Genomic DNA, 14,139 nt, shown 5'->3' with positions numbered 1-14,139 from the left:
CGTCCCGGTCACAGAACCCGTGCCGGGATGGCCACACCCCTCGCCCGCCGCCTACCCTCCGCCCCATGACCTTCCACCCGGCCGACCTCACCTACGAGGTCCTGGCCCGCACCCATCACTCCCACCACTACCACTCCGGCGGCGACGGCGTCATCGACTGGTGGGAGTGGCTGATCCTGGTCGTCGGCGCGGTCGCGGTGATCTGGTCCCTGGTGAAGAAGTTCAGCTCGGACTGAGGGGCGGCGACGGGTGGTCGCTACTGGGGCAGAACATTCGCGTTGTCCTCGAAGAGTTCCTGGGTACGGCGCAGCAGGGCTTGCCGTACCGCCTCCGGTGACAGGACTCGCAGAGGGGTGGCCAGGCTGAGGAGGTACCTGGCGAGCCCGTCTGCGTCGGGACCGCCGATGTCGACGATCGTGGCGTCGGGGCCTTCGGGACGGTGGGTGCCGACTGTCGACGGGATCAGCCGCAGTGCTTGGTCCATGGACACCGGCAGGCGGATGGTCACAGAGAGCGAGTAGGGGCCGGTCGCGACGGAGCGGGAGACGAGCAGCGCCGGGTCGGGCGGGTCGATGAGTTCCACCGGGTGCCCGGTTGGCTGTAGTCGGTCGACCCTGTCGGCCCGAAAGGTCCGCCATTGACCCTGCGCCACATCTCGGGCGACGAAGTACCACCGGCGTCCGGTGTGGACGAGGCGGTACGGGTCAACGTCCCGGACCGTGGCCCTTCCTTCCCAGTCGCGGTACGACAGGCGGGTGCGCTCACCCTGGCGGCATGCGGCGGCCAGTTCCAGCAGCATGCCGGGCGTGATCTGCGGCTCGTCGGGTCTGGGGGTGTGCACGAAGGTGGCGTCCATCTCGCCCAGCCGGTCCGAGATCCGCTGCGGCAGAACCTGCCGTAGTTTCAGCAGCGCCGACAGTGCGGCTTGGTCGCCGCCGAGAGCGCCGCTCAGCGCCGCCTCGCGCAGCCCGACAGCCACGGCGAGCGCTTCTTCGTCATCGAGGATCAGCGGCGGCACCCGGGAACCGGCACGGAGGCGATAACCGCCCCATGGCCCAGGCTCGGACTCGACGGCGTAGCCGAGTTCCCGGAGTTTGGCGATGTCCCGCCGCACCGTGCGCTCGGTGACCGCCATCCGGTCGGCCAGCTCACCGCAGGTCCACAACGGCCGGGCGACCAGCAAGGAGACCAATCGCAGCAGGCGGGCGGATGCGCTGATCACATGTTGAAGTGTTCCACATGACCAGGACCGAATCTGTCCTGGTCCCGCCGTAGCGTCTTCTCCATGAACACGGCAAACACCTCCGCACCCACGTTCCGCTACTCGGCCGTCACCTTCGATTGCCCGGACCCCGCCGAACTGGCCCGCTTCTACGGCGAGGCCCTCGGCCTGCCCACCGTCTTCTCCACTGACCACTTTGTCCTGCTCGGCCAGGAGGGCGCGGCTGGACTGGGATTCAACCGGCTGTCCGACTACCGCCGTCCCACCTGGCCGGACCCTTCCCAGGAAAAGCAGGCCCACATCGAACTGGGCGTCGATGACTTGGATGCCGCCCAAGCCCGGCTGCTCGCCCTGGGGGCCGTCAAGCCCGCATTCCAGCCGGACCCCGACCGGTGGCGGGTCCTGCTGGACCCCGCAGGCCACCCGTTCTGCATCTCCACCCTGGTCTGAGCACGAGCCGCAAACCAATGACGACGATCGCGCACCCAGGCGGGCGCAGCGACCGCGCCCACGCTGGCGGGAGTGCGGCGGGGCCGCCCCAGGCCCAACCGAGGGAGTAGCTGGTTGATGAGGCCGGTGGCGATGGCTGTCACGGTCCCGGGAAAAGATCGAGATGTGCCTGATACCTGACCTCAGGACGATCGAAACACGTGCCGCTTAGCGTGCGGGATGCGTACGTCTTCGGCACCGGAAACGGCTCCGCTCAGCCAGATGTCACGCGCATTCGGGGGCCATGGGGCGAGGAAGCGAGCGGCAGCGTGAAGAAGGCCAAGAGGCAGCGTGGCTTCTGGAAAGAGCTGCCGATTCTCGTCGGTATCGCTCTTCTCCTCGCCCTGCTGATCAAGACCTTCCTGGTGCAGGCGTTCTTGATCCCGTCCGACTCGATGCAGGACACCCTCCAGCGCGGGGACCGGGTCCTGGTGGACAAACTGACGCCATGGTTCGGCTCCGAGCCGGAGCGCGGCGAGGTCGTGGTCTTCCACGACCCGGGCGGCTGGCTCGACGAGACGCCGTCCCCTGAGCCCAACGCGGTCCAGCGGTTCCTCAGCTTCATCGGCCTGATGCCGTCAGCGGAGGAGAAGGACCTGATCAAGCGGGTGATCGCGGTCGGCGGCGACACGGTCGAGTGCCACGGCACCGGCCCGGTCAAGGTCAACGGCAAGGCGCTGAAGGAGGATTCGTACCTCTTCCCCGGCAACACCCCCTGCGGTGACAAGGCATTCGGGCCGGTCAAGGTTCCCAAGGGAAGCATCTGGGTCATGGGTGACCACCGCCAGAAGTCCCAGGACTCCCGCTACCACACGAACCTCAAGGGCAACGGCACCGTCGAGACCAAGCAGGTCGTGGGACGTGCCTTCACGATCGCATGGCCGATCAACCGCTGGTCGTGGCTGCCCGTGCCGGACACCTTCGACCAGCCCGCGCTCAACAAGGCCGTCGCGGCAACTCCGGCGGCGCTGGGCCTCGCGGGCGCGCTGCCGATCACCCTCTGGCGCCGCCGCAGGCGAACCGCGCGAGCGGCGGAGCCCAAGAACCCTGCTTCGAACCGAGCGGACGGCCGGACCGCGTAGTTGGTGCCCTACGCCTCCTTCCCACCCTCATTCCCGCCCTCGTCGGCCGGCGAGCGGTCAACGGAACGCAGCCGTGCACCCTGGCTCTCCGCGACGCGCCGTACATCCCGCAGACAGTCGGTCAGCCCCCGGGCCAGAAACCGCAGCTCGCGGTTGGTGACCTGACGACCGGTCAGCATGTCCTCCGCGTGACCGAGAATGTCGTCGGCCATGCCGAGTTGTACGCACTCGATGTCGTCAGCAACCTGGGAGACGTACCCGGTGCCCTCACCCACGAGGTAGCACGGCTTACCGTCGGGACTCGACCAGGGCAGGAGCCGCAGGGGGGCGGGGTGTTCCTCCGTCACGCCGCGGCCTCCAGCCCGTGGGCGCGCTCGTACGCGACGAGGTAGGGGCGGACGAGGCGAGTGTCCTCACCCCGGACCATGCGTACGGACACGGCGCGCGCGGGCCGCACAACACGGGTGGCTCCTGGACGCTCCACGGCGACGACAGCACGAGCAGTGGCCCTACGGCACCCCGAAGGCGGTAACAGAATGCGCATCAGGCGCTCGACAATGCGGACGGTACGTGGGAACACGTCATCAACCTCCGTGGGGTTGGCAGCCGTCCCCGGGTCCGTGGCAGCGGTCGCGGGGGCAGGCTTTCGTTGGTCAGTTACCGCTTGAAGACCGGCCGTCGCCTTCACGAGCGATGCAGCGCGATCTGTAATAGTCAACGACGGAAAGCGACGGTGAATGTGCACAGGAAGTGCACAACGGCGGCGCGTGGGTATGGGCCCCTGTGAACATGTAGTCCAAACGAACCAGACGAACTCGACTGGGAAGAACGGCGCATGAGTGCAGAGGCCATCACTCCTGGACCGGGCGCGAACGTCAAGGTACTGCGCCTGGAGCGAGGCTGGCTGCAAGACCATCTGGCAGGCCGGGCCGGAATGTCGACGTCGATGCTCGGCAAGATCGAGCGGGGCGAACGGCCACTCACTCAGAGTATGGGCGCAGTCCTCGCCAGCGCCTTCGGCGTCACCCTGGACGAATTGCTGGGGCAGGCTCCCGTGAAAGCCGGGGACGGTGACCGGCTGACGGAGTTGCGGGCCGCGATGCGGCGCTTTGACCTGCCGAACGGCGAGCCGGCTCGGGAAGACCGGCTCGCGTACGAGCTCGCCGAGCTGTTTCGGCTGCGCGGCGACGCCGACCTCTCGTCCGTCACCCACCAACTCCCAGGGCTGCTACGGCGAGTACAGAGCCATGCGCACGCCACCGGTCTGCCCGAGGACTGGTCGAAGGTCGCTGACGTTTACAGCGCGGTCTACTGGCTGGCAGCCCGCCACCGCTGGATGACGCTGGCAGAGCTTGCCGTCATCAAGCAGAGGCAGGCGGCAGAGCGTTCGAACCCCTTGGCGCTCGCTGTGGCTGCCCGGGACGAGGCCGGGACGTTCCTCAACGGAGGTGACTTCGCCGGGGGGTTGGCCGTGGTGGATCGGGCCGTCGTTCAGGCCGAATCGGATATGCAGGGGAGGACTCGCCACCTCGCTTTGGGCCTGCTCCACCTCCGAGGAATGACGCTGGCGGGTCGACTGCGGGACAAGAAGACCGTCGAGCGGCATATCAAGGGCGCTCGGAAATCTGCTGCGGTCATCGACTCCGACATCAACGTGCACGGAGTGCATTTCGGCCCGGAGAACACCATCACCCACATCCTCGCGACCCAGGTTGATCTCAAGAAAAACGCCGAGGCACTTGAGGTGGGCGAGAGGTATCTGCGGGACGGACATACCCTACCGGCCACTCGCATCGGGCCCCTGCACATGAATATCGCCAGGGCCAAACTGGCCTTGAAGGACCGGGACGGGGCGGTGGATTCACTGACCGAGGCATGGGACATCGCACCACAGATGGCGAAGGTCCACCCCACAAGCCTGGAGTTGAGCCGAGTCCTCGTTTCCCTGCACAAGCGGAGCAATCCAAGGGTGACTGCTCTCGCCAAGAGGGCGGGGATCAAGCTCTGAGCAGCAGTGATCCACAGATATCTGAGGGAGTACGAGAATGAAGGCGATTCCTGGCACCTCCGCACTGTTCGGCTGGCGCAAGTCCAGCTACAGCAACGGCCAGGGAGCCGAGTGCATCGAGGTCGCCGACGGGCTTCCTGGCGCCGTCCCCGTCCGTGACTCCAAGAATCCGCACGGCCCCGCGCTGGTCTTCCCGGCTGACGGCTGGTCGTCGTTCCTCGCCGCCGTCAAGGGCGGCGAGTTCGGCAACTGAACCACCGCGCAGAACACCACGAGAGGTCGGCCCCCGCCGGGTCATGGCGAAGTGAAGGCGGGGGCTTCCTTCGTTCGTTCGGGTCTACCGCTTACCGATGACGTTACGCGGGTCATCCAGCCACACCCGCTGTCCGTCGCGGTCAACGGTCACGCCGAACCGGGACCGTTCCGGCTTCCCCATGTCATGCCAGCAAAGGAAGGCTTCCCGCACCTCATCCCACAGCGCACGTGGCCCGTACTGTTCCACCTCGTACGCCTCCGCGTCCGGGACGTATTCCACGGTCGCCCACGACTTCCGATCGTCGGCGAAGAACCACAGGGTGGCTTCCCCGCTGCCGTCGTCCGCGTCGCACCATCGGTAACACGCGTCGGTGACACGCAGTCCGGTGAAGAATGCGGGGGCGGCCTGGATGACGTTCTGCGGGGGGATGTCGGTGGTGCTCGTCTCTCCCTTCTCCTCGTGGTACATGTCCGCGATGCGCCCGGCCCCGGCTCGGTGGGTGCGGTCCCACATGAAGTCCGGGTAGCCGGAGAACGTCCCTTGAGCCCTCCCGTCCAACACGTCCAGCGTGGCGTACGACCCGTTGAAGAAGCTGCTGCCCCATGGGGTGACGATGCGCCCGCCGGGGCACTGCTCCAGCCACGCCTGCGGCACATCGCGCATGGTGCAGGTGCAGATCACGCGGTCGTACGGTGCGCCCCGGGGGTGCCCTTCACGCCCGTTCCCGAGAATCGTCGTCGGGTGGAATCCCGCCCGTTTCAGGTTCTCCACCGCCGTGGACAACACCGCCTCGTCGACCTCCACCGTGGTCACGTTGTTCGCGCCAAGCCGGTGGGACAGCCACGCTGCGTGGTAACCGGTGCCGGTACCGATCTCCAGCACCCGTTGGCCTTCATGCACATCGAGAAGGTCCAGCATTTCGAGCATGATCGACGGCATGGACGAGGACGACGTGGAGAGCCTGAACTCACCATCGGACATCGGTTTTCCATCGTTGACCTGTGTCACGACAGGCGCGTCCGTGTAGACGGCCCTCCGCCAGCCCTCGGGATCCGCAGCGAAGTCATGCCCCTCGAACACCTCGGGGACGAACAGCGCACGATCCACAAAAGCCACGGTGTCCTGCCACGCCGGCGGCAACGCACCCGTGCTGCTCAGCGCCTCGACGAGCTGCTGTTGTGTCGTCATCCGGCCTCACTTCTTCGGCGGCTCGTACGGCTTGGTCGGGCCCGGCGGCCTGTCGCGGTGACCGTCGCTGCCTGACGTATCGGGCTTGCCGGAGTGGTCTCCGCCCTTCTTGCCCATGGTCCCCTCGCTTCCTGCTGTGTGGGAGATGAGGTAACGGATCTGCTGCCGCCCAGCGACATGGCCGAGACGGCCCCCTCTGGGTCCGGAGGGGGCCTCCGTCAAGCATTCATCCACTCAGGTCGTGTACTCCAGCTCCGTCAAGGCGTCCTTGATGACGGTCGGAGCGACCTCAGACAGGTCAAGACCTTCCACATGCTTGACCAGCGCGTCACGCGCCTCGCTGAGCTGTTCCATCAGGCCCTCCCCGCCCAACTGGCGGGGGAGGACAATGCGACGGAACTCCTCCTGTGCGATGGCACCGGCGAGCAGCCTTTCGGCGAGCCACAGTTGCGTGCGTTCCCGGATCGCGAAGGTCAGGTGGATACTGTGCTCGTCGGAATCGACCACGTGAGGGTTGTGGACCCACCCTCGCGGGAGCAAGAGTGACTGGCCTGCCTTGAGGTCGACCTCTACGTCCGGCCCGGCCGCCTCCCACATGGGAATGAAGTGGTCCTGCCATACGCGGAAGCTCTCGTTGTACTCGCGCATAGGCGCTGCGACCGGTGGCCGCCAGAGCTGCCACCGCTTCGTACCCGCAATCTGGACGATCACAGCCATCTGCTGATCCCAGTGGTGCCGGAGCCCTTGATTGTCGGGTGGGGTCAGGAAGGCATGGATGTAATTCGAGTAGCCGGTTTCCGTCTGGATCGCTTCAGAGATCTGCGACAGGGCCGGGACGACACGCTGAAGGTTGCCGAGGCGGATGGTGTAGCCACGCTCGTACAGCCGGGCGAGCTTCGCACGGTCTGTCCTGCCGTTCGTCATGTACGCGTTCTGACTCAACGACGGGTTGGGGGCCCTGATGGCCGCGATCTCGTTGGCCGGAACGCACCCCGTGTAGAAGTAGCCACGGATGGACTCCGCGGTGACTGACTCGTCGAGGGCCGGCTTGCCACGCTCGTAGACGCGAGGCTCATCCGGCCACGAGACCAGCAGTTCGGTTACGCCTTCCTCAGGCAGTAAGAGGCGCAGCGACATGGCATCGACTCCTTACGACGACTGGAGCGGGCAGGGGATCTGCGGGTGGAACCGGTTCGGGCAGCACACGACGGAGAACGAGATCAGGCTCTTCGACGGCGTGTAGTACACCCAGCTCACGTCGACACCGCGGGGCAGCACGTCGGTGGCGTACTCCAGCTTGGTGTCGAGACCGCTGTACGCCTGGAGGTCGTCCGAACGTTCGAACGGCGTGTTCACCTCGTACTGCTTCATCAGCCAGGCCAACGCGACAGTCAAATCAGCCCAGGTGCGGTCGGCCGAAACCTGACTCTTCTTCATCAGCCAGTAGCCGGTCATCGTGGGCGGCACGTTGCCCGTCTGGAACTCCGCGGCGGCCTCGCGGTACCGGTCAAGGACTGCCTGCTGCCTCTTGTCCTCGGAATCCAGCACCGAGGGTGGACCGTTGGGATGTGGGGCCCGACGGCCTCCCTCCTTGCCGTACACCGCCGATGGTCCGATCCACGGTCCGTACCCGTGCCAGTGCCCTGACCAGCTCATCTGTGCCCTTCTGGAAGTGCGGGGCCGCCCCGCCAGAGCAGGGCGGCCCGTTTTGTCCTGGATGGGGAAGCGCCAGACTAGAGCGCCAGACCCCGCTTCTTGGCCCAGCCGATGACGAAGTCGTCCACCTCGCTCGCGGTGGCGCGCAACTCCTGGCCGAGCCCCTCGGGCTTCGAGTCACGGAGCGCGAACGACTCCTCGGCGCCGGGGATGGCTGCCACGCCGATGCACGACTCGTGCTCGCCGTTGAGGTTGCCGCCGCAGAAGTTCTCAAACGCGCCGTCATCGACGGCAGGGAGGGTGTAGAGGTTCTGCACGGGTAGTCCTCCTTGCACATGTACTGTGCGGAGATTCGTTCTCCGCGCCGTGGTGCACTTGTCACCCGCCCCGGCCCGACCTGTCCTTCTTCGGGGTACTGGCTTGCCTGGGTGGGATTTGAGTTCCGCCCCGCGAAGGCAAGGGCCGTACGGGGGGTCGGCGGAGGTCACCTCGGGGACGGAAGATCATCAGTTCACGAACCAGAGCGCGATGCCCACGGGCGAAACCGCAAGGGTTATGAGGCCCTGGAAGACCCACAGAGTTTTTCAGTCACCGTGGACACCACGCGTCTCCCCTCGGTACCGCATGGCTTGCGGCTTCCTTGGCTGCTCGGTCGGAATGAACGTAGAGCGGTCGACAGCCAACTCCCAAGTAGATTGCGCGAGTTTGCAGCAAGTCCTTTGACGAGCTCGAATGCCTCCTCGACCATCGGTGTGTCGCGCAATTTTGTGCAAGGCGGACGACAGGAGAACGGCCATGAAGCTACGGTTCCTTGGTAAGAACTCCCAAGTGGGCGACTGCCCGACCCTCTACGCCACCGACCGTGACACCTACCTCGTACAGGGGTGGAAGATCTTCGCGAACGACCTGCTGAGGCAACTCACCCTTTCCGAGGGCGAGACGGCCGTGGAGGTCCCCACCGAACTGTTCGAACACCTGGAGAAGGACAGCCTCCCCTCTGGCGAGTTCAAGCGCTGTGAGGACCCCCTGATGGTCCTCACACCCGGCGGTACGTACGTTGTCCAGGGCCGGGCGGTGACCGACCCCGAGACCCTGGCCCAGATGTCGATTCCGGACTACGAGACCGTGGTCGAGGTCTCCAAGGCCGCGATCACCGCCCTACTGGAGGAACCACGTGGAGCTGATCTCCAGCGCCGAGCGCAACCAGCTCTTTGAGAGCTTCGCGCACGACGCCTTCCACCTGGAACTGAGGGACGACTACTCAGTCCCAGCAGAAGACGGCCCGTACGAGAGTTGGCTCCGAGGGACAGTCGACAACTCGTTCATGGTGCCGTGGACACAGCTCATGAAGCGCGTCACCGACTCCGGGAAGACCGTGCGCCGTGTGCGGGTCGTCACCGAGCCCCATAGCTCCTACATCCAGTGGGAGTACGCGACTGCCCACGTCAACGTGGAGGCGGGCGAGTCCATCCGCTGGCTACCGCGCCACAAGCTGCACGAGGATCTGGTCTTCCCTGTAGAGGGCAATGACTGGTGGCTCTTCGATGACAAGCTCCTGGCCGTGGGGCACTTCGACGACTCAGGGAGGGTTCTCGGGTCCGAAGTGACCGATGATCCCGAGACGGTCGCCGCCTGTGTCCGCGTGCGGGATCTGCTCTGGGCCTCCGCCATCCCGCACTCCGAGTACACGCCCTGACAGTTCCGTGAGCGACCAAGCACAAGCGACACGCGAGGCGCTGGGTGCCCGGCTGCGTGGATTCCGCAAGGACGCGGGGTACAGCAGCGGCCGGGCCTTCGCCGCTGCCACAGGATGGCAGGAATCCAAGGTCTCTCGTATCGAGAACGGGAAGCAGAACGCGAGCGAGGAGGACATCCGCGTCTGGTGCCACTCGACGGGACACAAGACCGACTTCCCCGACCTGGTGGCCACAGTTCGCCACATCGACGAGATGTGGATGGAGTGGCGCCGGCAGCTCCAGGACGGGGCCGCGAACCGTCAGAGGAAGTCTCTGCCGCTCTACCAGAAGACCAAGGTGTTCAGGATCTGGGAGCCCAATGTCATCTGGGGCACCATTCAGACCGCCGACTACGCCAAGGCCATCTTCGAGGAGGTATCGAACTTCCACGAGAGCCCGGCCGACACGGAGCCAGCAGTGGCGAAGCGCCTCGAACGGCAGAAGTACCTCTACGAGGGAAACCGGATCTTCAACGTTCTCCTCGGCGAGCAGGCCCTCTACTCAAACCACGGCGGCTCCGAGGTCATGAGGGCACAACTGGATCGGCTTCTGGCCGTGATGGCGCTTCCACGGCTCAGCCTGGGCATCGTCCCACGGTCCGCCCGCCTCGCCCTCTGGCTCGGGCACGGCTTCTCGATGTTCGACGAGCTCGTCATGGTGGAGGCGCTCTCCGCAGAGATGTCCGTGACACAGCCGAGGGAAATCGAGCTGTACCGCAAGGCATTTGCACTTCACCGGCAGTCCGCCGTCTATGGCCAGGCTGCCAGGGACCTCATCCTGACTTCCATCGATCACTTCGACCGCCGGCGAAGGGAAAATCGTGACTGAAATACAGGATTGGCACACCAGCACCTACACCAAGTCCGATAACTGCGTCGAAGTCGCCGATAGCGACCCAGCCGAGGTCAAGGTCCGGGACTCTAAGCGCCGGGGAGGCGTAATCCTGACCTTCCCCCAGTTTTCCTGGGGCCAATTCATGGATTTCATAAAGCTCTGAGCTGCTCATGCTGCTCGCGGTTTGACCGGCGGGTACCGGCCCCCGCCGCAACGCGGCGGGGGCCGGTACCCATGACCGTCCTCGGTCAGTCGAACCACCGCGCCCGCGCCAGCTCATCCCCCCGCTCCGGGTCCTCCAGCAGGGCGGCGACCTCGAAGCGGCGCGGCCACTGGCCCGCTGCCCAGGCCAGGCCTGCCGCCACGCCCTCCAGGGTGGCGGCGTGGAGGGTGCCGTCGGGGGTGTAGCGCCAGTCCAGTTCGGCGGTGGCGTCGGGGCCGTCGCCGACGAGGAGTTCCTCATGCTCGTAGTACGCGTGGGGGGTGGCCGGGCCGAGCAGGGCGCGGACGGCCTCGGGGACCTCGTGCTGCACGCCCTCGGAGCGCACCTCGGCGCTGACCGCCTCGCTCAGGCGCCGTACCTGGAGCAGTTCGGCCAGGGCGGCGGCGCGGGCCGGGCGTACCGGGAGCAGGGCGTGGCCGGCGGCCAGTGGCACCAGGTCCGGGGCGTCGGCGACCACGGCGTCGGCCGCGTCTACCACCTGGACTTCCTGGTCGCGCACGGTCCGCAGCTCGTCCGGGAGGGTCACCTGGTCGGGGTCCAGGTCCGCCAGCAGGCCGTAGAGGGCGTGCAGTTGGGCGGCGCCGACGGTCAGGTCCGGGTCGGCGAGCCGGGCCAGCAGTTCGGCCGCGCCGCCCGGCTCGTCGAGGAGGGCGGCGACGGAGGTGCGGACGCCGAGGGCCCGGAGCACCTGGGCGTCGACGTCGCCCGCGTCGGCGGACTCGTACAGCCCGGCGAGCAGCGCGTCGCCGCCCGCCGACCGCAGACCGGCGGGCCGGCGCCCGTCCAGCACCGGGTGTCCGCGCAGCCACCAGGCGGTGTACGGGCGGACGGATTCGGTGGTGCCGTCGGGGAGCAGGACCCGTACGGGCGCGGTCAGGGCGTCGCGCAGCGGGGGCTGGGACAGCATCGCCAGCACCTGCGGCCAGGCGTCGTCGTCGACCAGGTCGAGGTCGCGGACCGCGACCAGTTCGGTCACCACCGGGGGGACGGGGGTCTCCGGCAGCGCGTCGAGGATGTCCTCGCACCAGACGTCCACCGCGTCCAGCAGTCCGACGTCGTCCGGCTCGGCGAAGTCGCCCTCCCGGGGCTCCATCTCGTCCGGGTCGAGCACCACATCGGTGGCCCGGACCAGCGCGAAGGCGGCCATGACGCCCACGGCCGTCAGCGGCTGCTCGCCCCAGCGTTCGGCCAACTCCGCGTCACAGGCCGCGATTTCGCCCTCCCGGATGACGCGCTCGAAGGCGCTGCCCGGGTAGACCAGCTCGCCCGCCGGTGCCAGTTCGCCGTCCTCGTCGGGCAGCGCGAGCGCCCCGAGCCAGGGCTCGTCGCCCGGCGTGAGGTTGGCGTCCCGGACCAGGCCGAGCACCGTCTCCGCCAGCTCCTCGGCGCCCAGCGGGGCCCCCGGCCCGTCGCCCAGCTCGTCGGCGAAGACGTCGTACGCGTCCTCGTCGGCCTCCAGGGAGTTCGCCACCGCCGCCCGCACCTGGGGCGTGGTCAGTACGGCGCGCGGGGCGGCCGGGGTGGCGCCCAGCTTCTCCAGCAGCGGGTGCACCGCGTCGGGGTGGGCGACCTTCAGGCCGAGCCGGGCGAGCGTACGGTGCCGGGCAGCGGCGTCCTCGTCGGGGCCGCCGCCGGGCAGCGGCAGGAGCACCTGACGCGGCCCGATCGTGGTCCGTACGCCGCCCTGCGCGCCGCCGGGTGCCTGGCCGGCCGTGCCCGCGAGCGGGACCGGCAGCCCGCTGAGCCGGTCCGGGTCGGTACCGGCCAGCGCGTCGTAGAGCCGCCACCACCAGCCGGGCGAGCGTTCGACACCGGCCAGCCGGTCGATCATCTCGCCGAGCGGCACCCGGGCCACGCCCAACGCCCGCAGCTCCGGACGGCGTTCGAGCCCGGCCGGCAGCAGGCTGGGGAACAGCTCCGCCAATACGCCCACGGCCGCCGCGCCCGCGCCCTCCACCAACTCTGCGTCCACCGGGCGCAGGACATACCGGTCCACCCCGCCGTCGCCCTCGTCCCACTCGTCCGCCGGCGCCGCCTCGGGCTCGGCCGTACGCCCGCCGGCCGGCGCGCCCGCGCTCGGCAGGAACCGCACCCGCGGCAGCAGTTCCAGCACCTGGCGGCGCAGCTCCCCGTCCAGCCCGCCCTTGCCCAGCGGGCCCGGCACCAGATCGAGGGTGCCGACGGACACCGGCTGCCAGTCGCCCAGCAGCGCCGCATACGTCGCGGCCACCCGCTCCACCAGGAAGTCCGTCAGCGCGCCCGGCGCGACATGGCGCCGGGTCGGCTCCAGCGGGAACGAGGCGATCAGCAGCGCGGGCAGCCCCAGCGGCTCGTCCGTCGGCGTCGGGGCGTGCACCACCGCCGCCGTCCCCGGCCGCACCGGCGCGCCCTCGCCGTCCACCGGAACCGCCCAGGTCACCGACCAGACCGGCCGCAGTCGCTCCTCGACCGGCCGGTCCGCCAGCAGCGCCGGATCCAGCGACCCGCCGTCGCTCGCCACCCGCCACCGGGTCGCGCCCCGCTCGCTGTCCTCGATCAGGACGTACGGGCCGTCCTGGCTGCGCCGCAACTCCCGTACGCCCTCCGGGGTCTCGACCACGACCTCGGCCAGCCCCGGCAGCGTCAGCAGCAGCGCCGCATCGATCCCGGTCAGCAGCCGCTCGGCGAGATCCTGCGCCGCGACATCCCGCAGCGGCAGCACGACGGCGGTGTCATACCCCTCGGGCGCGCCGCCCTCCGCGGGCAGCGGCAGCCGCAGCAGCGGGACATGCCCGTCCCGGCGGCGCAACTCACCACCCAGTCCGGGGCTGTGCGCCGCCACCTCCTCGGCCATCGCCCGCGCCTCGGCCAGCGACCAGCGGACGCCGCCGGTCCGGCCCACCAGTGCCGGCTCATCACTCACCGACAGCACCGCGGCGAAGCCCACACCGAACCGGCCGACCGCACCGGCCGCCACACTGGGCTCCCGCTTCGCGGACGCCCGCAGCGTCGACAGCGACTCCACCCCGGTGGCGTCCAGCGGGGCACCGGTGTTGGACGCCACGAGTACGGCGGGCGCGTCGCCGTTGGCCGCGTGCAGGGTCAGCCGGAGCCGGCCGGGCACCCCGGACCGGGCAGCCGCGTCCGCCGCGTTCTGCGCCAGCTCCACGGCCAGCCGGTCGCGGTAGCCGCCGAGCGCCAGGTCCTCCTCGGCGTTCGCGTCCTCCCGGAACCGGGCCGGCGAGGCGGCCCAGGCATCCAGCACACCACGCCGCAGTCGGGCCGTCCCGAACGGGTCTCCGGCTGCGCCTCGCACCCACGACGTAGCTGTCACTGTCGGTCTCCCTTTAAGCGTGTGTCGGTGGGCCGACGGTATCGCCCCACGTTGCGGGTGGCGCCGCCGTACCTCGTCTGTTGTTTCGCCTGTCGGCGGGAGGGGGTGTTTTGGGGTGGGGCCCCGGTGTGT

16 protein-coding genes are annotated in these 14,139 nt (G+C 68.4%); 9 read left to right on the top strand and 7 right to left on the bottom strand.

From position 1 onward, the window contains the following. Positions 1 to 65: 65 nt before the first annotated feature. Positions 66 to 236 (top strand): hypothetical protein, encoded by a 171-nt coding sequence (locus QT196_RS24220; RefSeq protein ID WP_167536136.1) that lies wholly within the window; start codon positions 66 to 68, stop codon positions 234 to 236. A gap of 20 nt (positions 237 to 256) precedes the next feature. Here QT196_RS24220 and QT196_RS24215 read toward each other — a convergent pair whose 3' ends face one another. Then, positions 257 to 1,222 (bottom strand): YafY family protein, encoded by a 966-nt coding sequence (locus tag QT196_RS24215; RefSeq protein ID WP_168480943.1) that lies wholly within the window; start codon positions 1,220 to 1,222, stop codon positions 257 to 259. A 63-nt stretch (positions 1,223 to 1,285) separates the two neighbouring features. Between QT196_RS24215 and QT196_RS24210 the strand changes: the two genes are divergently transcribed. Together QT196_RS24210 and lepB are read left to right on the top strand one after the other, a co-directional pair. Continuing rightward, positions 1,286 to 1,672 carry a VOC family protein gene (locus QT196_RS24210; protein WP_030987530.1) on the top strand — a complete coding sequence of 129 codons (387 nt, stop codon included), beginning with the start codon at positions 1,286 to 1,288 and terminating at the stop codon, positions 1,670 to 1,672. Positions 1,673 to 1,944: 272 nt separating this feature from the next. Continuing rightward, complete coding sequence (gene lepB / locus QT196_RS24205; RefSeq protein WP_290356712.1) at positions 1,945 to 2,793, top strand: signal peptidase I; 849 nt, start codon at positions 1,945 to 1,947, stop codon at positions 2,791 to 2,793. 8 nt (positions 2,794 to 2,801) lie between these two features. On the opposite strand, the gene QT196_RS24200 is transcribed toward lepB, so the two are convergent. Then, on the bottom strand, positions 2,802 to 3,140 hold the full coding sequence (locus QT196_RS24200; protein ID WP_290355668.1) for a hypothetical protein: 339 nt from the start codon (positions 3,138 to 3,140) through the stop codon (positions 2,802 to 2,804). A gap of 488 nt (positions 3,141 to 3,628) precedes the next feature. Here QT196_RS24200 and QT196_RS24195 point away from each other — a divergent pair, with 488 nt between their 5' ends. Together QT196_RS24195 and QT196_RS24190 are read left to right on the top strand one after the other, a co-directional pair. Next, positions 3,629 to 4,801: a helix-turn-helix transcriptional regulator gene (locus QT196_RS24195; RefSeq protein ID WP_290355667.1), complete on the top strand. Its 1,173-nt coding sequence runs from the start codon at positions 3,629 to 3,631 to the stop codon at positions 4,799 to 4,801. 37 nt (positions 4,802 to 4,838) lie between these two features. Then, on the top strand, positions 4,839 to 5,054 hold the full coding sequence (locus tag QT196_RS24190) for a DUF397 domain-containing protein (RefSeq protein ID WP_290355666.1): 216 nt from the start codon (positions 4,839 to 4,841) through the stop codon (positions 5,052 to 5,054). 84 nt (positions 5,055 to 5,138) lie between these two features. On the opposite strand, the gene QT196_RS24185 is transcribed toward QT196_RS24190, so the two are convergent. The 4 genes from QT196_RS24185 to QT196_RS24170 all read right to left on the bottom strand — a co-directional run bounded on the left by QT196_RS24185 (position 5,139) and on the right by QT196_RS24170 (position 8,218). After that, positions 5,139 to 6,245, bottom strand: coding sequence for a methyltransferase domain-containing protein (locus tag QT196_RS24185; RefSeq protein WP_290355665.1), 1,107 nt, complete (start codon positions 6,243 to 6,245; stop codon positions 5,139 to 5,141). Between the two features lie 234 nt (positions 6,246 to 6,479). Next, entirely contained in the window at positions 6,480 to 7,382 is a 903-nt protein-coding gene (locus QT196_RS24180; RefSeq protein ID WP_266734113.1) for a cupin domain-containing protein, read from the bottom strand. A gap of 12 nt (positions 7,383 to 7,394) precedes the next feature. Next, entirely contained in the window at positions 7,395 to 7,793 is a 399-nt protein-coding gene (locus tag QT196_RS24175; protein ID WP_266734115.1) for a hypothetical protein, read from the bottom strand. A gap of 185 nt (positions 7,794 to 7,978) precedes the next feature. Further along, on the bottom strand, positions 7,979 to 8,218 hold the full coding sequence (locus QT196_RS24170) for a DUF397 domain-containing protein (protein WP_266734117.1): 240 nt from the start codon (positions 8,216 to 8,218) through the stop codon (positions 7,979 to 7,981). A gap of 478 nt (positions 8,219 to 8,696) precedes the next feature. Here QT196_RS24170 and QT196_RS24165 point away from each other — a divergent pair, with 478 nt between their 5' ends. Genes QT196_RS24165 through QT196_RS24150 form a run of 4 tightly spaced genes read left to right on the top strand, consistent with a single transcriptional unit; the run spans position 8,697 to position 10,634 of the window. Continuing rightward, complete coding sequence (locus QT196_RS24165; protein ID WP_266734119.1) at positions 8,697 to 9,116, top strand: hypothetical protein; 420 nt, start codon at positions 8,697 to 8,699, stop codon at positions 9,114 to 9,116. Then, the gene (locus QT196_RS24160) at positions 9,076 to 9,597 is read left to right on the top strand and encodes a DUF6879 family protein (RefSeq protein WP_266734121.1); all 522 of its coding nucleotides are present in this window, start codon (positions 9,076 to 9,078) and stop codon (positions 9,595 to 9,597) included. Before QT196_RS24165 ends, QT196_RS24160 begins: the two co-directional genes overlap by 41 nt. Positions 9,598 to 9,604: 7 nt before the next feature. Next, positions 9,605 to 10,465, top strand: coding sequence for a helix-turn-helix transcriptional regulator (locus QT196_RS24155; protein WP_266734123.1), 861 nt, complete (start codon positions 9,605 to 9,607; stop codon positions 10,463 to 10,465). Continuing rightward, complete coding sequence (locus QT196_RS24150; protein WP_266734125.1) at positions 10,458 to 10,634, top strand: DUF397 domain-containing protein; 177 nt, start codon at positions 10,458 to 10,460, stop codon at positions 10,632 to 10,634. The genes QT196_RS24155 and QT196_RS24150 overlap by 8 nt, the downstream gene beginning before the upstream one ends. An 85-nt stretch (positions 10,635 to 10,719) precedes the next feature. On the opposite strand, the gene QT196_RS24145 is transcribed toward QT196_RS24150, so the two are convergent. After that, positions 10,720 to 14,007: a molecular chaperone Hsp90 gene (locus tag QT196_RS24145; RefSeq protein WP_290355664.1), complete on the bottom strand. Its 3,288-nt coding sequence runs from the start codon at positions 14,005 to 14,007 to the stop codon at positions 10,720 to 10,722. Between the last annotated feature and the right edge of the window lie 132 nt (positions 14,008 to 14,139).

Source organism: Streptomyces sp. P9-2B-2 (assembly GCF_030406865.1).
In the GTDB taxonomy this organism is placed as follows: domain Bacteria; phylum Actinomycetota; class Actinomycetes; order Streptomycetales; family Streptomycetaceae; genus Streptomyces; species Streptomyces platensis.
Note: the sequence above shows the minus strand (reverse complement) of the source record. Positions and strands in the feature narration are given on the sequence as shown.

Excerpts from the sequence above, each read along its gene's own strand:
- QT196_RS24220 (WP_167536136.1), top strand. The coding sequence starts at position 66 with ATGACCTTCCACCCGGCCGACCTCACCTACGAGGTCCTGGCCCGCACC.
- QT196_RS24210 (WP_030987530.1), top strand. The coding sequence starts at position 1,286 with ATGAACACGGCAAACACCTCCGCACCCACGTTCCGCTACTCGGCCGTC.
- QT196_RS24195 (WP_290355667.1), top strand. The coding sequence starts at position 3,629 with ATGAGTGCAGAGGCCATCACTCCTGGACCGGGCGCGAACGTCAAGGTA.
- QT196_RS24190 (WP_290355666.1), top strand. The coding sequence starts at position 4,839 with ATGAAGGCGATTCCTGGCACCTCCGCACTGTTCGGCTGGCGCAAGTCC.
- QT196_RS24185 (WP_290355665.1), bottom strand. The coding sequence starts at position 6,245 with ATGACGACACAACAGCAGCTCGTCGAGGCGCTGAGCAGCACGGGTGCG.
- QT196_RS24180 (WP_266734113.1), bottom strand. The coding sequence starts at position 7,382 with ATGTCGCTGCGCCTCTTACTGCCTGAGGAAGGCGTAACCGAACTGCTG.
- QT196_RS24165 (WP_266734119.1), top strand. The coding sequence starts at position 8,697 with ATGAAGCTACGGTTCCTTGGTAAGAACTCCCAAGTGGGCGACTGCCCG.